The sequence below is a fragment of the Paenibacillus montanisoli genome (genome assembly GCF_003268025.1).
Lineage (GTDB): Bacteria > Bacillota > Bacilli > Paenibacillales > Paenibacillaceae > Paenibacillus_Z > Paenibacillus_Z montanisoli.
The window spans coordinates 327,123-353,436 of the sequence record NZ_QLUW01000001.1; the positions used below are offsets into that span (position 1 = coordinate 327,123).

Here is a 26,314-nt window from a genome sequence, read left to right on the forward strand (position 1 = left end):
CAGCATATGGGCAACAGGCCTAATCTATTGTTGATCACCAGCGATCAACAGCATTGGAATACGATAGGGGCGTTTAACCCCGAGATTTCGACGCCTAACCTGGACCGTCTGGTCCGGGAAGGCACCGCCTTTACGAGGGCGTACTGCCCGAATCCGACCTGCACGCCGACCCGCAGCTCCCTGATCACCGGGCTTTATCCAAGCCAGCATGGGGCATGGACCTTGGGAACAAAGCTGTCCGAAAAAGTGCGGACGGTCGGGGAAGATTTTCTCGAGGCGGGTTATGAAACGGCCTTGGTGGGAAAGGCTCACTTCCAGCCGCTCGCCTCCACGCCCGAATATTCTTCGCTGGAGTCGTATCCGGTGCTTCAGGATTTGGATTTTTGGAGAGGGTTTGACGAGACCTACTACGGCTTCCGTCACGCGGAGCTGGCCCGGAACCATGCGAATGAAGCCCACGTCGGCCAGCATTACGCCCTTTGGCTGGAGGAGAAGGGCTGCTCGAACTGGAGAGACTACTTCGTGGGTCCGACCGGCACGATGGATAAGTCAGCCGCCCATAAGTGGGACATCCCGGAGGAATACCATTATGACGCCTGGATTGCGGAACGGACGAATGCGCTGCTGGAGCAGTATAAACGGGAGGACACTCCATTTTTCCTGTGGTCCAGCTTTTTCGATCCCCACCCGCCGTACTTGGTTCCAGAGCCGTGGCATGCGATGTACGATCCCGACAAGCTGACGGTCCCGCGGGCAGCGGCCCGCGAGCACGATGCCAACCCGCCGCATTTCCGGCTGACGCAGGAAGAGAACCCGGATTTCAGCGGCTATAAAGAAACGGGCTTCGGCATACACGGCATGCACTCGCACAGGCATGAGGAGGCCGAGCTGCGGAGGAACATTGCGACCTACTACGGGATGACGAGCCTAATGGATAAATATATCGGACGCATTCTCGACAAGCTGGATGAGCTTGGCCTTACGGAGAACACATTGGTCGTGTTCACGTCCGATCACGGCCATTTCTATGGCCATCACGGACTGACGGCGAAGGGGCCGTTCCATTACGAGGATCTCATCCGCCTTCCGATGCTGGTCCGTTATCCCGGACATGTTCCTGCGGGAAAGGTGAACGCCTCGCTGCAGTCATTGGTGGACTTTGCGCCTACCTTCCTCCGGTTTGCCGGACTGAGAGTACCGTATACGATGTCCGGCAAGGATCAGTACGAGGTGTGGAACGGGCGACAGACCGCCGTGCGCGATCACATTCTGTGCGAAAATCACCACGAGCCCACGACCATTCATCTGAAGACGTACGTGGACGAACGCTATAAGCTGACGGTTTATTACAAACAGGAATACGGAGAGCTTTTCGACCTCGAAGCCGACAAAGAGGAAAGACACAACCGATGGAACGATCCGGATTATGCGGATATAAAATCAAAACTATTGCTAAAGTATGCATGGGCTGGACTGGAACAGGAACCGCTGTTTATGCCGCGTATCGCTCATGCGTAAGCAATTCGAATGAGGCGTAGGCTGCCGGAATGATCGGCAGTCTTTTTTTGCCGCGGTTATGGAAAAAATTAGCCTGAAATTTGATTCAATTCGACTTTTGCCTTATTGATCTCTGTAAAAAATCTCCTTATAATTACCATACCCTCACCCCTCATACCCTCCGGTAATTCATCAATAGGACAAGCTTCCGCCTAACTACCTTTAGGAGTGATGCCGATGTTGAAATGGATCAAATTTCGCTCACTCAAGTACAAAATTATTATTGTCTTCATTATCATTTCTGTCATTTTGGTTATTCTTCAGGCGGGCTTTTTCCAGCATTGGATAAGCGCAATCATCCTAAAGCAATCAGAAGCCAATTTGCATGAAACGGTTCGGCAAATCGGGAAGCAAGTGGATCTTCAGTATAAACAAATCGATACCAACGCTCGCGTCATCCGCAACAATCAAGTGTTAAAAAATTATTTAAAGGATTTGAAAAGGAACACGATCAACTATCAGATCGCCAAATACCAGATTGCGCGGCAAATCGTAAGGCTCCCCAATTTGGAAATGATCGAGAACATCTACATATTCCCGGTGGGCTACCCGCCGATGAACCTGTTTTATTCCGATGCGATCTTCGAAGTTGACGAGCTTACCGAACGACTGATGACAACAAACCGGGCAGGCAGCTCGGAAGATGTCATCTGGACGGTGCAGCCGCAGTCGCATCAAATTTCAATGATGATGCTTATTTATGACGGCGACGAGCTGCTTGGACTGCTCAGAGTCGATTTAAACGAGAAATTTCATGATCAATTGGACGATGTGCAATTAGGAGAAGAGGGAAGCATTTTCCTTCTCAATGATCAGACCATCATGTTCGCCACAGACAGGAAATTTGTTAATCGGCAGGAAACCAGTTTAGAGCAGCTGGCAGGTTCAGGTACGCAAATTACCTTCACGCTGGATTATCAGGGCTGGAAACTGATCGGGATCGTGCCGAACAAGGAGATCTTAAATCAAGTCAATCAGGTGAACAAAATATTGCTGCTCATGGAATTGATCGTTTTTGCCTTTATCTTTCTTTTTGCCTTGGTCGTTCTTCGCATGATTCTGAAACCGCTTAAGCAGATCTTGAGAGGGATGGAGAGCATTGAGCAAGGCAAGCTGGACGTCATCGTAAATCGAGCCGGCAATGACGAATTCACCGTCATTATCCGGCATTTCAACCAGATGGCGGAGCGGGTCAACCGTTTAATCAAGACCGTATACTATCAGCAGCTTACCTATCGGAAAGCCGAAGTGATCAATCTGCAGTCGAAGCTTAATCCCCATTTTCTCTATAACACCCTGGATATGATCTATTGGATGACGGTAGTCAAGGACGAGGAAGAAATCGGCGATGCGATTATTTCCTTGTCCAATCTATTGCGCTATTCCATCTCTCATCAAAATGAATTTGTCACCGTCGCGGAAGATATGGAGCAGCTGGAAAATTACTTGAAGATTCAGCGCATGCGATTTGAAGAGAAGCTGGCGTATGTGTTCCATATCGACCCTGCCATAACGGACATTAAGATTCCGAAGCTGCTCATCCAGCCGTTGGTGGAAAATGCCATAAAGTATGCGTTTCAGCAAATGCTGCTTGGCGGCATGATTACCATTCGAGGCTATGCGGAAGGCGATGACTTGTTCCTTGAAGTCGAGGACAACGGGGTAGGCATGCCGGCAGATAAGATCGAGGCTTTGGTTGCGTCATTCGAGAATAAGAGACATGGCGGCCTTGGCATTCAGTTGGTCCGGCAGCGCATTAATTATATTTACGGCGAGGATTATGGACTGTCCATTAGGAGCGAAAGCGGCCGCGGAACGAAGATCGCGCTAAAGCTGCGGACAGATGCGGGCGTTCCTCAAGAGGATCTTTGGAAAGATGAAGCATTGCATGCCTAACTCATATTCGGGAAGGGGAGATCTGCTTTGAAAATCATACTCGTCGATGATGAAAGGTCGGTTCTCAAAGGGCTGCAGCATATTTTCACCAAACATTGCACGGAGCACGAAATCGTCGGCACGGCGCAAAGCGCGGAAGAAGCGCTGCATCTGCTGCAGTTTACGATGGCCGATGTTGTCATTACGGATGTCATGATGCCGGGGATGAACGGGATCGAGCTTACACGCGAGATCAGCAGGCTGTATCCTTACCTGGTTATTGTCATTTTGAGCGGTCATGCGGAATTTGAATATGTTCGGGAAGCCATGCGATGCGGCGCATTCGACTATCTACTGAAGCCGTGCCACTATCAGACGGTGATCGACCTCTTAAATAAGATTAGAAGCAAAGCGGCGGAGAAGGAGAAGGTGAATGAAAAAACGTCGCACAAGCGGATGCTGGAGAAGCTGATCCAAGGAAGCCTTGAGTTACCGGAAAGCTGGGGCGTACATACCGAATTACAGATGGCTGTTTTTTCCGGTCAAGAACCGGTGGATGCAAGAATGGAAGAGCATATCGCCTATCATTTGCTGCAAGGGAATATGGAGCAAGGAGTCTTGGACACGGTGATTTACGAGGGGAGATGCGTGGTCCTTTCCCGCAGCGCAGTCGATCACGGGATGCTCAAGCAGCTGCTGGACGAGTGCAGGCTGACGATGCGTAAACAGAACCGCACCGTATTTGCGGCCGTTCATCGGTTTACCGGAGGTACAAGGTCGATCGAGCAGGCATACGAAGCTTGTCTGAGACGTTGCGAGTTTCTGGAGTTTAACGAGTATTCGATCGTTATGGATGACGAATCGTACCATGAACAATTGAAGCAGCAGGAACAATTCGCGATCAGCGATTATTTTTCAGGCAACAAGTTCGGAAAATATTATGCGTCGGCGGATGCAAAGAAATTGCGGCTGTACATCGAATCGATCCTGCAGCAGCTGCATCGCGTCCACGGCAGGCTTGATCCGGTCCGGCTGAAGAGAGGATTGCTGAGCGAGCTAATCTATTTGGAGCATTTGCTTAAGGAACACGGGGTCGAGCCGTTCTTCGGCAGGCAAATCGATTATGTGCGGGAAATGAAGGGAATCCGCACGTTTAAGGAGCTGCTAGGCTGGCTCAAAAACTATTGCATGTCCGCCATCATGTGCATGAATGACGAAAATCACACTCCGCAATATATACAGTCCGCCATCCGTTATATCGAGATGAATTATATGAAAAACCTGACGTTAAAAGAGGTTGCCGACGCCGTTTATTTGAATGTCTGGTATTTCAGCTCCCAATTTAAAAAGCATACCCAAGTCTCGTTCAGCGAGTATATCAATCTCATCCGGGTTCGAAACGCCAAGGAGTTTCTCAGGCAGAAGGACCTTAAAGTCTATCAAGTGGCGGAGATGGTAGGATTTCAAGATGCAGCTTACTTTAGTACCGTGTTTAAAGGGTTAGAGCATATGAGTCCGAAGGAATTCCAACAGTCCTTCTTAATCTCCAATGATTCTTAAAGAAACCCAAGGTTATTAAAATTTTTAATTCCTTCTGATCGCTATAATTTGAGTATCCCATTAGAAGGAGGAGTGTTAATTGCGAATTATGAAAAGGCTTACAGTGCTGTTTGTCATGATGGCGCTGATCATCACGGCTTGTAGTAATGACAATAACAAGAGCAACTCTACTTCGGACGCGGGCAAGAATAATGCCGCAGCGGAAACGGACGGTAACAAAGATACGGGGGATTCAAAGTCAAGCGGCAAGATGACCGACGTCGGCACGCCAAGAAGCGAAACGTTGATCGTCGACATCTTGGGCGGCCGCAGCCCTGATCCGGATCGGTATAATCCGTATGTGCCGGGAGCCGTTGCGATGGATGCCGGCGTGCATCAGCTGATGTTCTCGAACTTATGGGAAATCGACACGCAGAAGGGTACGCAGATTCCGGATTTGGCTGCCACCTTCCCGGAGCCATTGGACGGAACCAATACCAAATTTAAATTTAAAATCCAAGAAGGTCTGTCCTGGTCGGACGGCCAGCCGTTTACGGCGCATGACGTGGAATTTACGGCAAAGATGATCGCGGACACGAAGGAACTCGGCTACAACGGTTACTTTACGAATTTGGTGAAAAGCATGAAAGCGACGGACGATTACACGATTGAAGTCGAAACCGTCAATCCTGAAACGAGATTGGCGCAGAAGCTTGGCGTCGTCATTTGGGGCAATACGTTCAGGGTCATGCCGAAGCATATTTGGGAGAAAGAGGATCCCGCGACATTCAAATTCTCGAATCCGATCGGCGTAGGTCCGTACAAATTGAAGGATCGCGATCCTCAAGGAAACTGGTTCCTATGGGAGAAGCGCGAAGATTGGCAGAAGAGCGATATCGGCAAGCTTGTCGGCGAGCCCGGCCCGAAATACATTTTGTTCAAGTTCTTCGGACCTGAGGAGAAGCGGATTATCGCCATGATTCAGCATGATATGGACATCCTGCAGGACATTACGCCTGAAAGCTGGGATGTGCTGAGACAGAAGAATGAATATGCCAAAGCTTGGTACAACGACTTCCCGTATGCAACGATGGATGATCCGTGCGAACGCGGGATGTCCTTCAACACGGCGAAGGAGCCGTACAACAATCCGGATGTCCGCTGGGCACTCGCGCTCATGACGGATATTAAGAACGTTTCGATGGCAACCTTCGGCGGCATGCTGCGCGTATCCCCGATTCAGCTGCCGCCGATCAAGGTGCTTCAGGATAATTACCATAAGCCGATGCTGGGCTGGCTGAAGGACTTTGCGCTTGAAGACGGTTACAAACCGTTCGACGACAGCTATGCGGCAGGCATTGTCGATATGCTGAAGCAGCAGGGCGTTGAAGGCTTGCCGACGGATCAGAGCGCGATCAGTGACACCTTCGGAGTCGGCTGGTGGAAATTCGACCCGGCTGAAGCTGCGAAATTGCTGGAGAAGAACGGATTTAAGAAAGACGGAGACAAATGGCTCCTGCCAAACGGCAAACCATGGACGATGACGATCAATGCGCCAGCCAACTTTGAGGTCCAGTCGATGCGATTGGCGTTCGCCGTGGCGGATTCCTGGAGAAAGCAAGGCATTGAAGTGAATGTGCAGCAGATGGAAGGCGCTTCCTTCTGGGACAGCGAATCGACGGGCGCGTTCGAGATCGGCTCCTACTGGCCGGCTTGCGGCTTGCTGCCTGATACGACGGCAAATATGACCGGTTGGCATAAGCAGTACATCGTGCCGATCGGGGAGCAGGCACCGGGTAACCGTAACCGCTGGGCGAACGACCGTGTGAGCACCTTGCTCGATGAACTGGACGGATTGCCGAGCGATGATCCGAAGGTGATTCAGAACATCACGGAAATCAATAAAGAATTCGTCAAGGGAATGCCGTTCATTCCAATGTTCGGCACATCCAAATTCGTTCCGGTCGATACGTACTATTGGGATGGGTTCCAAACGTCGGAAAATGCGTTCGAGGGACCATGGTGGTGGTGGTCGCAGTTTAAGTTCTACACCCCTCACTTGAAGCCTACAGGCAGATAACGCTAAATCCTGCTTCGATTACATACCGGGCTGAACAAGTCCGGTATGTATTTTTCAAAGCGGAGACTAACGCAGGCGGGGAGATGCTGCTTTATGGGATTTTACAAGTTTTTGCTATCCAGAGTGCTTTCCTTTGTACTCGTCGTATTTATCGGAATCACGACCGTATTCTTCGTGCCCCGGTTCATGCCGTCGGATCCGGTAGAAGCCATGATCGGCAAGATGACGGCCAATCAGGCGTTCATGGAACCGGAAGCGATCGTTACATTGCGCGAAACGTTAAATGAATCCTTCGGACTTGAAGGCTCGATGTGGGATCAATATTGGGGCTTTGTGAAGCGGGTCATCATTACGCAGGATTTCGGCCCTTCCCTGGCCAGTTATCCGAATCCGGTCAATGAATTAATCGTGAAAGCGCTGCCGTGGACGATGGGATTGTTGTTGATCTCGACGATTATTGCATGGCTGATCGGCAATGTTGTCGGCTTGCTCGCCGGCTTTCTCAAAGATAAATCCTATTCCAAGGCAATGGAAGCCATCTCCATTATGATCTATCCGATTCCTTACTACATATTGGCGCTGATCCTAATTATGCTGCTGACGTATATCTATCCGATCTTTCCGCTATCGGCCACCTTTCAAGGCGAAGGGTTTTCATGGGAGCATATCAAAAGCATCGTCTATAATTCCATCCTGCCGGCGCTTTCCATGATTCTGGTCGGGACCGGCTGGTGGGTGATTAGCATGAAGACGTTATCTTCCGGAATCGCCGAAGAGGATTACGTCCATTTTGCCAGACTGAAGGGCTTGAGCGAACGAAAAATCATGACCAAATACGTGCTGCCGAATGCGGCGCTTCCGCAAGTCACGATGCTTGCGCTGCAGATCGGAACGATTTTTAACGGGGCGTTAATTACGGAAATCCTGTTCGGTTATCCGGGCATCGGCACGCTTATTTATACCGGCATTCTGCAAGCCGATTACAACCTGATCATGGGGACGATTACGCTATCCATCATCGCGGTGGCGGCGGCTACCTTTATCGTAGACTTCTTATATCCGTTCATTGATCCCAGAGTGCGTTATAAATAAGTGTGCTTCGGAGGTGAGTTGCGCGTGAAGCATTGGAATTTTCGTTTAAAGCTGGGTGTGCTTCTGCTAGGCATTTTCATTATCCTCGGCTTCATCGTTCCTTTCTTCTACCAGGGAAATCCGATCGAATGGGGAACGTATTTAAAAAATTTAAAGCCGAGCAAGGAGCATATCTTCGGCACGACGAACCTGGGCCAAGATACGTTCTGGCTGCTGGCAAAGTCGATCCAAAACTCGTTTATTATCGGCATTATCGTTGCCTTCTTCGCAACGCTGATCGGCGTGCTCTTAGGTCTCTGGGCAGGATTTAAAGGCGGCTTTATCGATCGGTTGATCACCGTGCTGACCGACTCTTTTATCGTCATTCCATCGCTGCCGATTCTGATCCTGCTGGGAAGTCTGATGCAAGGCAAAGCATCGCTGTTCATGATTGCGTTTGTGCTGATTATCTTTAACTGGCCTTGGCCGGCGCGGCAGATCCGCTCCATGGCGTTGTCGCTCAGCGAACGCGACTTTATCAGTACCGCGATCTTCTCGGGCCAGAACACGCTGAAAATTATCGTCAAAGAGATCTTTCCGTTTGTCGCGGGCTGGTCCGTAGCCAACTTTGTCAATACGATCCTCGTTGCCATCGGCTCCGAATCCGGCTTGGCCGTGATCGGGATGTCCAGTAACGAGAAGGCTACGCTCGGAACGATGATTTATTGGGCGAATCAGCATCAGGCCATGCTATCCGAGCGCTGGTGGTGGATCGGTTCTCCGGTTGTTGCCATCGCCTTAATCTTCATTGCCTTATTCCTGGTTATGACGGGCTATCAGCAATATTCTGCGTTAAGGAGAGGGAAGTAATATGCTGAAGCTAAATCAGGTAAGCGCGCAGTACAACATTTTGACCGGCTATGTAAAAGCGGTAGATAAAGTTGATTTCGAAGTCCGAAAGAATGAGATTTTCGGCATTGCGGGCGAATCCGGCTGCGGAAAGTCTACGCTGCTCAAGGTCATGTACGACTTGATCAACTATCCGCTTGAAATCGCATCAGGCTCCGTGGAAGTGCACGCTACGGACAGGAAGGGCCTGCCTGTCATCTATCGCAACGGCGAGATCCATAAGAGCTGGTGGAAAGATATTTCTTACGTGCCGCAAGGCGCGATGCACGTCATGAATCCGGTGACGAGAGTGAGAAACCAATTTTTTGACACCATCAGTAAGTTCCATGGCGTTAAGAATAAAAAAACGCTGGAGCACGAAATAACGGAGTATTTGAGGGAGCTGGAGCTTCCGCCTGATGTGCTCAAGGCCTACCCTCATCAGCTAAGCGGCGGCATGCGGCAGCGGGTGTTGATCGCGCTCGCGACGTTTCTGCATCCGAGCATCGTCCTGGCGGATGAGCCGACGACGGCACTTGACGTCGTCGTGCAGAGAGGCATCCTCACCATGCTGTCGCAGGTGCAGAAAAAATTGAAGAACTCCATGGTCATTGTATCTCACGACATGGGGGTGCATTATCAGATCACCAACCGGATGGGCATCATGTATGCCGGCCAAATGATAGAAGTCGGCCCGACGGACCGCATTTTCAACGAGCCTCAGCATCCGTATACCAAAATGCTGATCAACGCGCTGCCGAGAATCGGAGATAACAGCCAGAAGGAAGGCATACCGGGAACGCCCCCTAGCTTAAAGAATCCGCCAGCCGGCTGCCGATTTGCCGCGAGATGCCCTCATGCGACGGAGCTGTGCCGTTTGGTGGAGCCTGATCGGGTGAACGTGGGCGAGGGCCATTATGCGAGCTGCCACTTGCTTAACTAGGCCGTGCTCTACAAAACGAGTTTCTGCTGTGCAAAAGCTTTGAAGGAGGTCTTTGTTTGGCTGCAAACATTCTGGAGATCCATCGTCTCTCAAGGCATTTTAAGATCGGCGGGATGCTGCTCGGGACCAAAATTACGGCAGTCGACCACATGGATTTGACCCTGCCGGGGGATAAACCGCAAATCATGAGCATCGTCGGGGAATCCGGCTGCGGAAAGACAACGCTCGCGAAGATGATCTTGCGCCTGCTTGAGCCATCCTTCGGCGAGGTTGTCATTGACGGCACGCCGCTTTCCTTTTACGCCAAACGGAAAAACAAGAAGGCGTTTCTAAAGAAAGTACAGCCTATCTTTCAAAATCCGTTTTCTACGTTCAGCAGCCGCAAGACGGTAGACACCTATCTCTATGAAACGGCGCTCAACCTGGATATCGCAGCAACAAAGCAGGAAGCAACGGGCATCATTACCGATGTTCTGAAGTCGGTAGGGCTTGATTTTGCCAATGTGGCCGGCAAATATCCGAATCAGTTTTCCGGCGGGGAGCTGCAGCGGATTTCGATCGCGCGGGCGCTTATTCCTAAGCCGAGGCTCATCGTTGCGGACGAACCGGTTGCCATGATTGACGCTTCTCTTCGGATGAACGTGGTGAACCTGTTCAAGAAGCTGAAGGATGAATATAATGTCAACTTTATTTATATTACCCATGACCTATCCACGGCTTATTATGTCAGCGATTATATTGCAACGATGTACAGAGGGAATTTAATCGAATACGGCAAGGCCAAAGAAATCTTGAACCATCCCGCGCATCCTTATACGGAGCTGCTGCTGGAGTCCATTCCGCGGGTCGGGAAGAAGTGGAATGAAGACATGAAGCTCCCGGATATCGAGAGCAAAGAGTACGGGCTTGGCGGCTGCAAATTTGCCGGACGTTGCGTCTATGCCAAAGAAATCTGCCATTCGTCCAAACCCGGCATGCTTCAGCTGAATGCGGATCATCAAGTGCTTTGCTTCAAGCACAGCGGCTATCAAGTCTCCGCAAGCGATGCCGCAATCGGCGTTCAGGTTCTTTCAAACAGCAATAAGTCCGATCTTAGCTTGTAATTAAGAAATGGAGGTTCGTTAGCATGCTGCATAACCAAGGATTAGGATTCGGTTTATCGACAGCACCGATCATGACCAATGCTAAGACCCGTTCGATTAGCGCCGAGAATCCGAAGGGCGAGGTCGGCGCGGGCGGGAAAGAAGCCAGCAATCTGGGCGTCGGCAGGAAAGGCAGGCCGTGCATTACGCTTCAGCAGGGAGAGACCGTCACGTTGATGGAAGTGGACGGGCCCGGCGTCATTCAGCATTTCTGGATCACGGTTACGGATCGGACGGATAAAGGCTACTTCGTGCTGCGGGACTTGGTCTTGCGTATGTACTGGGATGATGAGACGGAACCTTCGGTCGAAGTGCCGCTGGGCGATTTCTTCTGCAACGGATTCGGTGCCCGGAGCATCGTGAATTCGCTGCCGATTGTCGTGAATCCGACCGGAGGCATGAACTGCTATTTTCCAATGCCGTTCCGTAAAAAAGCCAAGATTACGGTTGAGAATCAGCATGCGAAGGAGATCGGCGGCTTCTTCTATCAATTTAATTACACCTTAGTCGATGAATTGCCGGATGAAGCAGGATATTTCCATGCGCAATGGAGAAGAGAAAATATTACGACCGCAGCGAAGGATTTCACCATCCTAGACAACGTGAAGGGGAAAGGACACTACGTCGGTACATACTTGGCTTGGGCCGCCTTGGAGCGATACTGGTGGGGGGAAGGCGAAATCAAGTTTTATATGGATGGCGATGAGGAATGGCCGACCCTATGCGGCACGGGGACAGAAGATTACTTCGGGGGCGCGTGGTGCTTCTATGAGAAGCGGGACGGAAAGATCGTTGAAGTTCCATACAACACGCCATACCTTGGCTATCCCTATTATTCGAAGACGGATACGACGCGCAGCGAAATCTTCGGGGAAGACAGCGTTCCGATGCATGGGTTGTACCGGTGGCATTTAATGGACCCGATTCGCTTCGAGAACGAGCTGAAGGTGACGATTCAGCAAATGGGACACAACAGCCGTGCCTTGTTTGAAAGAACGGATGACGTGTCCTCCGTCGCTTACTGGTATCAGGCTGAGCCGCACGCGGCATTCCCGGCTCTGCAGCCTGTCGAGATGCGCTGGCCAAGATAAGCAGTCACTTTAGTCTAAACTGTAAAAACAGGCTGCCAAGGCAGCCTGTCTATCTTTCCTAAGAAGCGAGGCCGGACGAACCATGGAAGCAAAGATCGAAAAAACGAGTATACCGGGAAGAAAGCGCCTAAGAGCAATCGAGAGACAAAAACAGCAGGATCGAAAGAGATGGCTATTCTTTTCCGTCTGCTTCGCCGCGGTGGCAGCCATCGTATTAGCGGTTGTATTCGCTCCTAAGCCAGAGCCGGTTGAGTTCGATTATCGGGAGCTTCCGATGCTTGGTTCTGCCGACGCGCCGGTCAAAATCGTGGAATTCGGTGACTTTAAGTGTCCGGCATGCCGCTACTTCAGCGAGCAAATCAAGCCGCAGCTGGTTCAGGACTACATTGATAAAGGAACCGTGGCCCTCTACTTTATGAATAATACCATTATCGGACCGGATTCCTTTGCAGCCGCCATGGCGGGCCAATCCATTTATCATCAAAACAAGAATGAATTTTGGAAGTTTTATGATGCGATCTATAAGAACCAAGGCGATGAACGGCTAATATGGGCAACGCCGGAGTATCTGGTTGAGCTCGCCAAGAACGCGCAGCTCCAAGTAGATTATGAGAAACTGAAGCAGGATATTGAAAACGAGGCATATGCCGATGTTGTGATCGCACAGAACGCGAAGGCCGAAAAGCTGATTACAGCTACGCCAACCCTTTTTATCAACGGGGTTAAGTTCGTGGAATTCGCCGATTATGATAAACTCAAGAGTCAGATTGCCAAGGCTGAGAAAAAGGCGCAATAATTTAGAAGAAAGGAATTAACACGTGCATCCAAAAACGGAAAAAGAAAAAATGTACGCATCCTGATAACGCAGTCGTAGGCGGCAGCCCTGCAAAGGTCATTAAGCAAATTAATGATAAATAGGAAATGTTCGCGGGCAGCCGGCAATCGGCTGCTTTTTCATGGTGAAACGTTTGACAAACCTATGATTGGGGATTACACTTTCTAAATTAAGAGAGAATACGCCTTTTGGAAAGCGCTTACAGCACTGGATATGCAGGAGGGGAACATGAGATTTTTTCAAACACGGCTTCTCTGGAAGTATTTCGCATCTTATTTTTGTTTTTTGATGATTCCGTTGTTAGGTCTCGGTTTTTTCGTGTTTAATTACTTTACGCAATATGTGCAGAACGATGTCATCGAGAACAATCTGAATACGTTAACGCAGGTTAGAAATATAGTTGATAATCAGTTCCAGGAAATTAAAGATATTTCCTATCAAATTTCCAGAGACCCTGATTTAACGCCATATAAAATTAAAAACAACGAAAACCGGGGCTTAAATATTAAACAGAACCTTGAAACGTATAAAAGCACGAATTTCTTCGTTCACGAGCTTTATCTATATATGCGCGGAGACAAATTCATTTACTCGCCGATCAGTACGTATACGCCCGAACGCCTGCTGAATTATAAGTATAAGTATAAATCATGGACGTTGGCTGAATTCACACAGGCGCTTAATTCTAGTGAAAGCCCGATTCTCAGACCTGCGGAAGATGTAGAGCTATATAAGCTCAACACGGTCGAGAAATTCATTACCTATATCGTTCCTATTCCGTTATATGATTCGATGCCTTATGGAACGGTCATGTTCCAAGTGAAGGATCAAATGCTAAAAGAGCTCGTACAAGGGATGATGAAAAACTATGATGGAAACTCCATCATTATGGACGCGAAAGGTCAAATTGTTTCATCATTCAAGGATGCCGACTATTTACACGCGCTTGAGTTCGCAAATCTCATGAAGGCACAGAATGGAACCTTTTCCGAGAAAATGACGATGGATGATACGGAGTACTTAATATCCAGCATAAAATCCGACCGGTCTCATTGGTCTTATATTTCGGTCATTCCTACAAAGTCGATTATGGCCGAAGTATCCTCTTTAAAGTGGAAGACTATGCTGGGCTTAGCCATTATGCTTTTATTTGGAAGCGCAATCATCTACTATATTTCATTTAAGCAATATAATCCTATTAAGAGATTGAAAGAGTTCGCCGAAGAGAAGTGGGGCGAGAAGCTCGGCAGCGCCGGCAATGAAATCGAAGCCGTCCGGCTCGTTGTTGACTATTTGTCCGATAATAATCAAACCTTATTCAGCCAAGTCCAGAGCAGTAAAACGGCTTTAAAGGACCAGTATTTGTTCAAGCTGTTGAAAGGTCAAATTTACAATATCCAAGAATTAAATGAGCACGGGAAGGAAGTTCAGCTTTCGTTTACTAGACCGTATTTTTCAGTCGTGATTATGGGTACGCATTCTTTGAATCAGTCAAGCAAATTTAGCAAAGAAGCATTTATTTCGTACATTGAAAGTCATTTGCCTGAAGGAACGGAAGGATATGTCAAAGAGAGCATGGATGACGGTTCCGTCGTACTTATTCTTGCATCCGATTATCGTGAAAGCAATGAATTAAAGCTGCGAATGGAAGAATTAAGCCAATCTATCCGTCAGCATCACGAAATTCAGGTAACCGTGGGAATTGGCAGCCAATACGAGGAACCGCATTTGATAGGCAAGTCTTATATGGAGTCCATTACCGCCTATAATTACAGGATGATACTTGGAAACAATATCGTTATTGGCTTTGACGATATTTCAGGAAAAGTCAATGATTTGGACGAGTATCCGAAAAAAGACATTGAACGTTTATCGCTGGCTCTTAAACAGGATGATATTGATATGGTCTCAGAGGTTATCGGGAGCATCATCCAATATATTAAGGCTAGCAATGCTTCGATCTTTGTCGCCAGATGCTTATGCTATGACGTCATCAATACGATACTGAAGTCTTTATTTGAGATGTATTCCAACAATGCGTTCCATAGAGAGAAATATCCCGATGTCATTGCATTGTTGAAGTTTGAGACGGTAGAAGAGCTGGAGCTTCAAGTAAGGCGGGTATGGCAGGATATTTTGCAAGGGATGAAAGAAAACAGCGATCGAAATAGTGCTGACTTAAAAACAAGAATTATTGCCTATATTCAGAAGCATTGTTGCAATCCGGATTTTTCCGTTCAACTGCTGGCAGAGCATATTGGAGTTTCTTCCTCTTATATCAGCCGTTATTTTAAAGAGCAGACAGGACAATCGATTTCCGATCATGTGAATCATTTGAGGATTAAGCAGGCAGAGAGCTTTTTGCTGGCAAGCGAAGAGTCATTGCAAAACATTGTTCATAAAGTAGGCTACTATGATGTGTCCAGCTTTATACGAAAGTTTAAAAGCCTATCCGGAGTGACCCCAGGCGAGTTTCGAAAATTGAACAAAAGAAGCTAGAACAATTTAGAAGCCTTCGCTGATGCGAGGGGCTTTTTTTTATTTTCGAAGAGGGAAATCTCGCATAGTTCAGGTTCATGAATCGCACATAGAGACTATAAAACCCAGTGTTTATTAGGTTTTCGGGATCTCTTGTTCATAGTTGGCACATGTAAAATCGAATTGGCTGATTCACGATTTGTAAGCGTTTTTATATGATTCAGACATAGAATCTGCAGAGAGAGAGGGGACACCATATGAAACAGTCTGTTGTGACCAGACTTGCAGCCAGCGAGCCGAGCGACCAGTTAGTCATAAAAAAACGAAGTCGAGTGGCTGAAACTTGGACCTATGTAAAAAGAAATTACGATCTTTATCTTTTCATTTTGCCTGTGCTTGTCTACTTCGCTATCTTTCATTACATTCCCATGTATGGCGTGCAGCTTGCGTTCCGGGATTACAATCCCATTGATGGCATATTAGGAAGCAAGTGGGTCGGACTGGAGTATTTCGAGCGATTTTTTAACTCCGCCTATTTTTGGACCATTATTAAAAATACCGTGGTCATTAGCTTGTATTCCCTTCTTATCGGCTTTCCGGCACCGCTAATTCTCGCGCTGCTATTAAATCAATTGCCGAGCCAGAAGTACAAGCGATTCATTCAAACGGTCACATACGCGCCGCACTTTATTTCCGTCGTCGTTATTGTCGGTATTCTGATGGTTTTTCTCTCGCCTTCAACTGGTATCGTCAATACAATGATTACGTTCTTCGGCGGGGAACCCATCAACTTCATGGCGAAGCCGAAGCTGTTCAGCACGCTGTATGTATTTTCCGATATATGGCAAACGGCAGGGTGGGGAGCCATCATCTATCTTGCCGCATTAGCCGCGATTAGCCCTGAGCTTCACGAAGCTGCAATGATCGACGGGGCGACGAAGCTCCAAAGAATTCGCCATATCGATATTCCAGGCATTATGCCTACCGTAATCATTCTATTGATTTTAAGTCTTGGCGGCGTGATGAGCCTTGGTTTTGAGAAAGTGTACTTAATGCAGAATCAACTCAATGTATCTTCATCGGAAATTATCGCTACCTATGTGTATAAAGTAGGTTTGCAGAATGGCGACTTCAGCTTCTCTACAGCAGTCGGTTTATTTAACACGGTCATCAATTTCGTGCTTCTGGTCATCGTGAACCGGTTCGCGAAGAGAGTGTCTGAACACAGCCTATGGTAGGAAGGAGGATCTTCGAATGAATGCAAAGCATACTCAAAAATCTTGGTCGGATGCGGTGTTCGATTACTGCAACTACGCGATCCTAACCTTCGCTATGCTGCTTGTCCTATACCCTCTCTACTTCGTTCTTATTGCTTCGGTAAGCGATCCGACGCTAGTAAGCGGAGGGAAAGTTTGGCTTTGGCCGCAAGGCTTTCGATGGACCGGCTATGAAGCGGTGTTCGGTAATTCAGCCATCATGACAGGCTTCAGAAATTCACTGATGTATGTTGTCATCGGCACGGCCATTAACTTGGTACTAACGCTTCCCGCAGCGTATTCATTGTCGAGAAAAGATCTGAAGGGCAGAGGCATATTTACCTTTTACCTTGTTGTAACGATGTTTTTCGGAGGCGGCCTGATTCCGACTTACATGCTGGTAAAGGATCTTGGGATGCTCAATACGATCTGGGCGATGGTGATCCCAGGGGCGGTAAGTGTTTGGAACATTATTATTTGCAGGACCTTTTTTCAATCCACATTACCGACTGAGTTGCTGGAGGCAGCGATTGTTGACGGATGCACGAATAAGAGATTCTTTTTCTCCATCGTTATTCCGTTATCTACGCCTCTGATCGCGGTCATGGTTTTATTTTGCGCAGTCGGTTATTGGAACTCCTATTTTAGTGCGCTTATCTATTTAAAGGATCATGATTTGTATCCGCTGCAAATGATTTTACGAGAAATTCTCGTTCAGAATTCTCTCGATACGAGCATGATCAAAGACAGAGCGTTATTGGAGGAGCGGCAGCATCTCTCGGAATTGATCAAGTACGCCGTGATCATCGTTGCAAGCGTACCCGTTTTAATTCTTTATCCGTTTCTGCAGAAGTACTTCGTTAAAGGCATTATGATCGGTTCGATCAAAGGGTAATGATCATATAGCTCAGACCAACTGAGCTGTAGAATTATCATATAATATACAAAGGGGAGGCAATTACAATGAAGTTCAAACAAGCATGGTTGGGAAATTTCGTTCTTATCTTTACCCTAGGCAGCATCATGACAGGTTGCTCCGGTAATTCAAGCAAAGAAGGCGGCAACCAATCTGCAAATGAGCAGACCGAGCAAACGACGGACGACGGCAGAGAGATCGTCGGAAATGTTTATGTGAGCGGATTGCCGGTTGTAAAGGATAAATACGAGTTTACTTTGTTCATGCCTGGCGCAGATGGCATGGATGAAATCGATTCCTACAATAAACTCGAAGAAATCACGAATGTGGACGTAAAGTGGGACGTTCCGTCTTGGGCGGAAGTCGGCGAGAAGAAAAACTTAATGTTCGCGAGCGGAGATTATCCTGACGTATTGGCTGGATGGTTGCTTAGCGACGATGAAATTATGAAGTATGGTCCTAAAGGGGTACTTGTTCCTCTTGAAGAGCTGATTGAGAAGTATACGGTTAATATCAAGAAAATGCTTGAGGAAAGTCCGGAGGTTAGAAAAGCAATCACGACGCCGGACGGACATATTTATACGATTCCGCTAGTGCAGAAGCAAGCCAACACCAAGTCGGTCATGCACATTAATAAACAGTGGCTGGATAAGCTCGGTCTTCAAGCGCCAAAAACAACGGATGAGCTTTATACGGTTTTGAAGGCGTTTAAAGAGAAGGATCCGAATGGCAACGGAAAGCAGGACGAGCTTCCGCTAAGCTTTATGTATAATGGGACGAACAACAGCCAATTCGGATTGTTCGGGTCCTTCGGCAGAGTTGATTCTTACGATCACCTGGTGGTAGAGAACGGAAAAGTGCTATTTACCGCCGCTCATAATGAGTGGAAGGATGCAGTTGTCTATCTTAATAAGCTTTGGAAGGAAGGCCTTATCGATCAAGAAGTATTCACGCATGATTGGGCGCAATGGGAAGCTAAAGGGATGACCCCGTTATATGGCGTAACGCTGGACTGGGATGGATATGAGTCGCTTGGCAAAGAGCACTTTAAGGAATATGAAATGCTGCTGCCGTTGGTGGGGCCTAGCGGACAACAACCGATATGGCCGGATCCGGATCCGAGTATTTTCAGATCTCAATTTGCCATTACATCCGCAGCAAAGGAGCCCGCGGCCATTCTAAGGTGGCTTGACCAAATGTTCCCTGCCGTTACTGCGGAAGGCCTAAATGAAACATTATATGGGCCGAAGGGCGAGGGCTGGACAACGAGTGACGATGGCAAATTCAAAGCGCTTGTCGTTCCTACGCCAGAAGGCGAAAAGCCGAAATGGACAAAAATCGGCGGATTCCCTAATTACTGGCCAATGATGGAGAAGACAGAAGGCGTATACATGGGCGCCGATAACGTAGAGCGCGAGAATTATAAAATCATTGATCTGGAGAAGGCGTACGCTCCTTATGTAAATAAAGAGCCGTTCCCGCCAATTTGGTTAACGCCGGAGCAGCAGAGCGAGGTTTCCTCCATTAAAGCGGATATTCTTAAAGCCACTGATGAAAATATGGCACGTTGGGTCACCGGCGAGGGCGACATTAATGCCGAGTGGGACAAGTTCCAGAAGAGCTTAGAGAAAATGGGATTGGCTAAACTATTGGAAATTTATCAAGCCGCAGTAGACTCCTATAACAACCAATAAAAGTCCGTTAAGACCAAGGGATACGATCAACGTATCCCTTGGTTTCTTTTATATTTGGGAGAACACGATTAAAACGGCGGCAAATAAGTCGGGGAACTGTGCGCTTTGCCCGGCACCCTGGCTAATAAATAGACTCTTGAGAGGTCTGAAGACGATGTCAGGTTGAATGTCATCTCAAACGTTCCGTTGGCAGTGGCCGTTGTCGTGCCCAGGAGGCGATCCTCCATGCTGTAGACGGTAACTTCGGCATTCGGTTCCACCGCGCCATCCATGATGCTTTTCACGACGGCTGATGCCGGTATCGAATTGTCGAAAAGGATTTTCTCCGCAATCGGTGAGATTGATGGAGGCAAGATGGCCGTTGTGAACGACCACTCCAGCGGATTTACGGCTGGGTTGCCTGCCGTATCCGTTACTGTATATAGAGGCACTTGTACGGTATATATCCAGCCGCTGAAAAATGCCGGGTGCGCGATCAACAGCTGATTGCCGTTTACGCTTGCCTGCATAGGGATGATGAAAATACCATCATATAAGGATACCTCTTGTATCGCAGATCCCGCAACAATAGGCTCGCTGAACGTTACAATCAAAGGCGCGTCCAAAGCGACATTGATAGCGCCATCTGCCGGTGTGATGGATACGATTTCCGGCGGAGTCGTATCGGGGTTCAACATCGGCGCCCATTCAAAAGCTTTAATTGGGCTATTCGGGCTCCTTACGATCTTCCAATCCGCATCCGTATTCATGTCGATTACGGATTTACGTTCGAAGCCATCTTGATTAGTAAGAGCCGCAGAAGATGGAATTTCAATTAGGAATGGGGAAATCCCGTTATACCAGACATAACCATTACCCATATCAGTAAAGAAAATTAACTCATCTACTTGTATGTTACTGGAATTCAACAAGATGATTTTTTCTCGGAATTGATCGAATGGAAGCGTGGTTTGCACGACAGGAATAGTTGCGGGAACACCGGATAAACCGGAACCGTCCGTTCTCTTAACGATTAAAAACGATTTGGCCTTAATCACCGTGCCGCTCGGAAATGTCCATGTTGTTCCCACTGTAAAATAGTTCAAGTATTCGCTCATTTTCCAGTTCGTTAAATGAATATCATGGTCCATCACATTGGCCAGCGTTAACCATTCTCCATAATTGCCGGCATGATATTTCACGATCAAGACCGAATCCATTGCTGTTGCCGACAATGGGATAACAGCGCTTTCCGTTTTGCCTGGCGCAGTGGCCGTAACATAGACGATTTGTTGGGAAGACGTGTTATTGAACATCATACCGAACGAACCTGTTGCTGTGGCCGACGCTGTACCCAGAACGGTATTTAAGGTGATATTATCGTAGATTTTGACGATGGCATTCGCTTCAACGGCTCCGTCCTGGCCTGCCACCTGGGCAAATGCTGGTTTGGCATTGTGGAAACTGAGTTTACTCGCGGCCGGCGCGACGGTTTGCTCTGTACCGATTGACGTGAAGGACCACGCAATCGCGCCTGCGTTACCATTGCCGGACGCATCCTTGACCGCTTGAGCAGGTATATTCACCGTGTAGGTCTTGTTGTTCTCGAAATCCGCGTGGGAAATAATCACAGATAAGCCGTTTATGCTTGCCTGGACGTTTTCTACTAGGTTATTACTCGCGTCTTTAATAGTTACGCTTTGCAAGGGAGGGCCCGCAAATATAAACTCGTTAAATTGTGCCAGAACAAGCGCATTCACCTCGACATAAATCTCGCCGTCAGCCGGTAACCTTGATAAATTGACAGGCGGTGTTTGATCGGCGATTGTCGTGAACGACCACGTAAACGAGCTTGCGTTAGCGTTGCCTGCTGCGTCCTTCACCGCCTGAGCAGGCACGTTCACCGTATAGGTCTTGTTGTTCTCGAAATCCGCGTGTATAATCGACAGCTCACTGCCATTTACGAATGGCTGGGCGTTCATGAACGGGATATCATTTACATCTTTAATCGTTACACTTTGAATGGCCGTACCCGCAAATATAGGTTCGTTGAACGTTATCTTCACAGGTGCATCTTTCGCGACATTTATCGCGCTGTTAACCGGTGTGTTGGATACTTTGAAAGGCGGTATTGTATCCAGCGGCACCCATTCCCAAGCAAAGATCGTTGTGGAGCTCTTTACTATTTTCCAATCCGCAGCCGTATCCGAATCCGTTACCGATTTACGCTCGAGGGCTTCATCATTAGCAAGCGGAGATTGCATCGAAATTTGGAATGGAGTGCTGCCGCTGTAGAGAGTTGGATTATTATATCGGAAAATCAACTCATCTACTTGTTGGTTACTAGAATTCAACAATACGATTTTTTCTTCGATGTGACCCAATTCACCCAATGTTGATTGCACTACAGGAATTCCGTGTTCAGAAGAACCATTAATACCGGTGCCACTTAGTCTCATAACGACCAGAAGCGATTTAGCCTTAATCACTGTACCTCGGGGAAATGTCCATGTTGTCCCCACTAAAGCCGTGCTTTGGTATTCTCTCATTTTCCAGTTCTTTAAATTAATATCGCTGTTCGTCATGTTGCCTAACGTTACCCACGTACCATAATTACCCGAATGGTATTTTACGATTAATACATTTTGGGAAATTGCCAAACTATCATCCCCTTTATTTACTACAATCTCTATGAATTGAACTATAATATTCCATATTTCACTAAATGAGTATGTTCAGGAATTAAATTCAACTTATATAATATATTAAAGTTCATAGATTTCGCTTGTACAAGCACCCGTATTTTTGCAAAATAAAACCCCTTGGTTCAGCCCAAGGGGATGCAATACATGGTGCCGCGACTCTCTAGCGTGCAGGATTGTTCGTCAACTTCGCGAATACAAGAGAGATAAACGAACGTCGCAAAGGAGCAGGGAACGTGGAGAACAATCGAAATTGGGCGGGCAATTATACGTATGGCGCAATCGGGCTGCTCGTCCCGGAAAGCATGAGTCAATTACAGGAAATGGTGTCTCGCAGCGGCCGAATGAAGACGCTTGGTACTCGTCATTCTTTTAACGGAATCGCGGATAGCTCCGGAACGCACGTATCGCTTCAGAAAATGAATCGCGTTTTGGAAATAGATTTCAACGAAGGCAAAGTAACCGTAGAGGGAGGTATCCGTTACGGAGAGCTGTGCGGGTATCTTCATGCCAACGGTTTGGCGTTGCACAATCTGGCTTCGCTGCCGCATATTAGCGTCGCCGGCGCGTGCGCGACGGCAACGCACGGCTCGGGGGATCGCAATGGCAATCTCGCGACGGCCGTTTCCGCGATGACGCTCGTTAAGGCGGACGGTGAAGCGGTGAGGCTTACCCGCGGTCAGCCGGAGTTCGAAGGCGCCGTTGTCGGGCTCGGAGCATTGGGCGTCGTCGCCAATCTGACGCTTGAAGTCGTTCCGGCCTTCCAAATCAGCCAGCGCGTGTACGAAAATTTGCCTCTGGCAAACCTTGAGCAGCATTTGGACGACATTTTCTCTTCTGCTTACAGCGTAAGTTTATTCATGGACTGGAAGAGACCGGTTTTCAATCAGGTTTGGTTGAAGCATCGGACGGACGAAGCAGCCGGTTACGACGAACCTGAGTTTTTCGGAGCGACACTCGCGACAGCAAAGCTTCATCCCGTGCCCGGCCTTTCTGCGGAAAATTGCAGCGAGCAGCTAGGTGTTTCCGGGCCATGGTTCGAGCGACTGCCGCATTTTCGCATGAATTTCATGCCAAGCGCCGGGGAAGAGCTGCAAAGCGAATACTTCGTCCCTCGCAGTCACGCTTATGAAGCGCTGCTCGCGATCGACAGCTTGCGGGATTATGTATCGCCGCTGCTGTACATTTCCGAGGTTCGCTCGATTGCGAGCGATGAGCTGTGGATGAGTCCATGCTGCCGCCAGCCGTCCATAGCCATCCATTTTACTTGGAAGGCGGATTGGGAAGCTGTTCGGCGTGTTCTGCCGATGATCGAAGAGAAGCTAGAGCCGTTCAATGCGAAACCGCATTGGGGCAAGCTGTTCGCCATGCCGTCCGACCGTCTCTGCCCGTTATATGAGAAGCTGCCCGATTTTCGGAGACTGCTTCACCAGTACGATCCTCAGGGCAAATTCCGAAACGATTTCCTGATTGAATATATGTAAACATGACATGCTTTGCACCGTATTACTCCAAAGGGAGGCGGGAGTGAAATGAATTTATACTTTCGAGATAATTTCTTTAATTCAGGGATCACGGAAATATTTTGCGAACAGCAGGAAAACGTCGGTCATCTGGATTTGAAGAGCGCTTTCGGCTCTGCGATTGAGGTGTACGGGAAGGATAGTCAGCTGATCTGCAGCGGAGGTTTTCGTTTCTTCTCCGGCAAATGGGAGGTCAGCGGAGCCAATGGGGAGCAGCTCGGCGTACTCAGAAGCCGGCTTGCTTTCTTTACCAAGAAGTTCACCTATGAAGCGGAAGGCCGGGGGAGCTACGAAATCGTGTCTCCGGCATTTTCCAAAGAGTATGAGATTTCCGATGAATCCGGCGTGCTTGTCGCCCGTTTCGAACAAGTAAACGGCTGGTTCTCTTCGGGTGCTTTTGTATTGAACAATCAAAGCGCATATTTGGACACTTACGAACTGGTAGCCGTAATTATGGGGATGCACGCGATTCAGAAGAGGCAGCGTTCAGCGGCAAGCAACTAATGATACACGAAGGCAGCCGGCGATCGGCTGCCTTTTCTCATCTAACTTGCAGGATAATTCAAAAAACTTGCGAATACTTCTAGGATGGACTTATGACCTATGCTTCGCACCTCAAATTTCTGGTATAAAGGTGACATCGAAATGGCAAACACCGTTCTGTTCAAAATATTGCTTCCTGTCCTTCTTGCGATTATTTCTTTTTCCTCCATCCATCTAGAACGGACAGATCATGCCTCTCTCATGGTTGCGGCGGGAATCGCTGTATTTGTCACCATTAACGCCAGTCAAAATAACAATAAACATATCTACATACACATCGCAATGTTAGTTCTTTTTCATTGGCTAAGCCAGCTGAATTGGTGCTTAACCATTTATATCATGTTGCTCATAAGACAATTAACGCGCAGCGAAGAGCTGATGCGGGCGATCTTACAAACGCTGTTGATCATGACGCTCTACAGCTTGGTACGCTTTTCATATTCGGTCACTAATGATTATTCCTTGCTAGTTACCTTATCCGACATTGCGAGTTCATTAGTTATTGTCGCTTTGGTATGGATCATCAAGAGCAAAGAATTGGAGAAAAAGAGCTTAGAGCAAAAAAACGATGAGCTAGTGAAAATAGATGTGCTTACGGGGTTGCTCAACTACCATGAATTCCGTAAAGAGCTAAGCAGAATGAAAGAGCGCAGTGAATATTGTTTAATTATTATGAACTGTCAGGATTTGAGAGTGGTTAATTTCCAGCATGGGTATGAGCAAGCAAACAACAGTTTGAAAGAAATCGCCGGACAGTTAGTTTTACGCTTCGGCTCCGCTATCATATCCCGTTACGGCGGGAGCGAATTCGCAATCGCGATGGAGTTTTCTCGCTCCCAAACGACGGAAGAGCATGTAAAACATGTACTGGATCAAATCATTGAACAATCAACCCATTTAGACATCATTTACGCGTATGCCTTGTCTAATGGACGCACGATAAATGAAACGATAGAGGATGTTGAAAAGCAGCTTTTTCTCCAAAAGAAAGACGTTTGGATGAAACGGGATGAACACTTTTTTCGCGCTGACAAATTAAAGGTGATCGGAGAGCTCGCGGCGGGAATGGCCCATGAGATCCGTAACCCGCTGACAACCATAAAAGGATTCCTGCAGCTGGCTTATCAGAATGAGTATAAGGATATAGATCGCTATCACCCGATGATCATGGATGAAATTACGAGAGTCAGCGAGCTAACATCCGAGTTCTTACAATTCTCCAAACCTAATTTGTCTCAAATGAGAACAGAATCGATTCAGGCATGCATCGAGAGGGCCGTCTCGATCATGTGGACGGAAATCGAGAGGAAAGGACATCATCTCAGCGTCGATTATCCTGAACATCCTTTATATGTGATAGTAGATAAAGACAAAATCGTGCAGGTTCTCGTTAATTTGTTCAAAAACTCCATTGATGCCATGGAGGATCTCGGGCAAATCGGGATAAAGGTTTACGGGATGGATACGCAAGTGTTCATCGAGTTGTCTGACACGGGATCAGGGATGTCCGAAGATACTAGGGAAAAATTATTTGAACCGTTTTATACAACTAAAGGGCATGGTACAGGGCTCGGATTGTCGATCTCGCATAAGATTATCCAAGATCATGGAGGGCAAATGGAAGTTACGGAGACTAGTGCCGCGGGGACGGTATTTACGATCATGCTTCCGGTTGTCTCTAAAACAGAATGATTGAGTTTGATCGAAAGGCAGCCGGCCAAAAATAAAAAGCGGCTGCCTTCTACTTTGCTATAATTACGATTTTCTCATATACTCCGCCCTGTATACGTACACGGTTCCTGTCCGTTGGTTCCAGTCGACACCTACATGTAACTTAGTAGCAGTGTCACGAAGCAGCACATAAACACGGCCATTGATGATCTGAGCGTAATTGTTTACAGTATTCGCTCCTTTACGAGGAACTACCGTAAGTTGATTATTTGTTTTTATATGCGTTATCGTTACGGTTTTGCTACTCTCATTCCAAATGATCTGCGTATCCGGAAGCAAAGCAAATGTCCGTACCGGAATAAACATTGTGCCGTCTATCATCATGGGCTGCAGCTGCGCATCTTCCACAACGCGGTTTTGCACATTCAGCATAATACGACGCTCGGCATTTACGGTGCTGCACAACAGAAACAAGGTACATATCGATAAAAAAGTTACTCGTATTTTTGTCATCTTTTTCTCCTTCGTTAC

19 protein-coding genes are annotated in these 26,314 nt (G+C 47.8%); 17 read left to right on the forward strand and 2 right to left on the reverse strand.

Features of this window, described 5'->3' with window-relative positions:
• The first annotated feature begins 6 nt into the window (after window positions 1-6).
• The 14 genes from DL346_RS01515 (at window position 7) to DL346_RS01580 (ending at window position 19,365) form a co-directional block, all read left to right on the forward strand.
• A complete protein-coding gene (locus DL346_RS01515; RefSeq protein WP_112880322.1) occupies window positions 7-1,518 on the forward strand; it encodes a sulfatase family protein in 1,512 nt (503 codons plus the stop codon).
• A 216-nt stretch (window positions 1,519-1,734) separates the two neighbouring features.
• On the forward strand, window positions 1,735-3,453 hold the full coding sequence (locus DL346_RS01520; protein ID WP_165822327.1) for a sensor histidine kinase: 1,719 nt from the start codon (window positions 1,735-1,737) through the stop codon (window positions 3,451-3,453).
• A 27-nt stretch (window positions 3,454-3,480) separates the two neighbouring features.
• Window positions 3,481-4,992 carry a response regulator gene (locus DL346_RS01525; protein ID WP_112880325.1) on the forward strand — a complete coding sequence of 504 codons (1,512 nt, stop codon included), beginning with the start codon at window positions 3,481-3,483 and terminating at the stop codon, window positions 4,990-4,992.
• Between the two features lie 88 nt (window positions 4,993-5,080).
• On the forward strand, window positions 5,081-7,051 hold the full coding sequence (locus DL346_RS01530) for an ABC transporter substrate-binding protein (protein ID WP_240633082.1): 1,971 nt from the start codon (window positions 5,081-5,083) through the stop codon (window positions 7,049-7,051).
• 93 nt (window positions 7,052-7,144) lie between these two features.
• Window positions 7,145-8,143, forward strand: coding sequence for an ABC transporter permease (locus DL346_RS01535; RefSeq protein ID WP_112880328.1), 999 nt, complete (start codon window positions 7,145-7,147; stop codon window positions 8,141-8,143).
• 24 nt (window positions 8,144-8,167) lie between these two features.
• The gene (locus DL346_RS01540; protein WP_206098458.1) at window positions 8,168-8,992 is read left to right on the forward strand and encodes an ABC transporter permease; all 825 of its coding nucleotides are present in this window, start codon (window positions 8,168-8,170) and stop codon (window positions 8,990-8,992) included.
• A 1-nt stretch (window position 8,993) separates the two neighbouring features.
• Complete coding sequence (locus DL346_RS01545) at window positions 8,994-9,953, forward strand: ABC transporter ATP-binding protein (RefSeq protein ID WP_112880330.1); 960 nt, start codon at window positions 8,994-8,996, stop codon at window positions 9,951-9,953.
• Between the two features lie 56 nt (window positions 9,954-10,009).
• Window positions 10,010-11,056, forward strand: coding sequence for an ABC transporter ATP-binding protein (locus DL346_RS01550; protein WP_206098459.1), 1,047 nt, complete (start codon window positions 10,010-10,012; stop codon window positions 11,054-11,056).
• Window positions 11,057-11,079: 23 nt separating this feature from the next.
• Window positions 11,080-12,186, forward strand: coding sequence for a glycoside hydrolase family 172 protein (locus DL346_RS01555; RefSeq protein ID WP_112880332.1), 1,107 nt, complete (start codon window positions 11,080-11,082; stop codon window positions 12,184-12,186).
• A gap of 82 nt (window positions 12,187-12,268) precedes the next feature.
• Window positions 12,269-12,982: a DsbA family protein gene (locus DL346_RS01560; protein ID WP_112880334.1), complete on the forward strand. Its 714-nt coding sequence runs from the start codon at window positions 12,269-12,271 to the stop codon at window positions 12,980-12,982.
• A gap of 267 nt (window positions 12,983-13,249) precedes the next feature.
• On the forward strand, window positions 13,250-15,520 hold the full coding sequence (locus tag DL346_RS01565) for a helix-turn-helix domain-containing protein (RefSeq protein WP_165822328.1): 2,271 nt from the start codon (window positions 13,250-13,252) through the stop codon (window positions 15,518-15,520).
• A 236-nt stretch (window positions 15,521-15,756) separates the two neighbouring features.
• The gene (locus tag DL346_RS01570) at window positions 15,757-16,737 is read left to right on the forward strand and encodes an ABC transporter permease (protein WP_112880338.1); all 981 of its coding nucleotides are present in this window, start codon (window positions 15,757-15,759) and stop codon (window positions 16,735-16,737) included.
• A 16-nt stretch (window positions 16,738-16,753) separates the two neighbouring features.
• On the forward strand, window positions 16,754-17,650 hold the full coding sequence (locus DL346_RS01575) for a carbohydrate ABC transporter permease (protein ID WP_112880339.1): 897 nt from the start codon (window positions 16,754-16,756) through the stop codon (window positions 17,648-17,650).
• A 68-nt stretch (window positions 17,651-17,718) separates the two neighbouring features.
• A complete protein-coding gene (locus DL346_RS01580) occupies window positions 17,719-19,365 on the forward strand; it encodes an extracellular solute-binding protein (protein WP_112880341.1) in 1,647 nt (548 codons plus the stop codon).
• Window positions 19,366-19,433: 68 nt separating this feature from the next.
• Here DL346_RS01580 and DL346_RS01585 read toward each other — a convergent pair whose 3' ends face one another.
• Entirely contained in the window at window positions 19,434-22,004 is a 2,571-nt protein-coding gene (locus tag DL346_RS01585) for an Ig-like domain-containing protein (RefSeq protein ID WP_112880343.1), read from the reverse strand.
• Between the two features lie 278 nt (window positions 22,005-22,282).
• Here DL346_RS01585 and DL346_RS01590 point away from each other — a divergent pair, with 278 nt between their 5' ends.
• From DL346_RS01590 to DL346_RS01600, 3 genes are all read left to right on the forward strand, one after another.
• Entirely contained in the window at window positions 22,283-23,530 is a 1,248-nt protein-coding gene (locus tag DL346_RS01590) for an FAD-binding protein (protein ID WP_112880345.1), read from the forward strand.
• A gap of 48 nt (window positions 23,531-23,578) precedes the next feature.
• Entirely contained in the window at window positions 23,579-24,073 is a 495-nt protein-coding gene (locus DL346_RS01595; RefSeq protein WP_112880346.1) for an LURP-one-related/scramblase family protein, read from the forward strand.
• Window positions 24,074-24,214: 141 nt separating this feature from the next.
• Window positions 24,215-25,804 carry an ATP-binding protein gene (locus tag DL346_RS01600; protein WP_165822329.1) on the forward strand — a complete coding sequence of 530 codons (1,590 nt, stop codon included), beginning with the start codon at window positions 24,215-24,217 and terminating at the stop codon, window positions 25,802-25,804.
• A 63-nt stretch (window positions 25,805-25,867) separates the two neighbouring features.
• Here the strand turns inward: DL346_RS01600 and DL346_RS01605 are convergent, their stop codons facing one another.
• Entirely contained in the window at window positions 25,868-26,296 is a 429-nt protein-coding gene (locus tag DL346_RS01605; RefSeq protein WP_165822330.1) for a copper amine oxidase N-terminal domain-containing protein, read from the reverse strand.
• Between the last annotated feature and the right edge of the window lie 18 nt (window positions 26,297-26,314).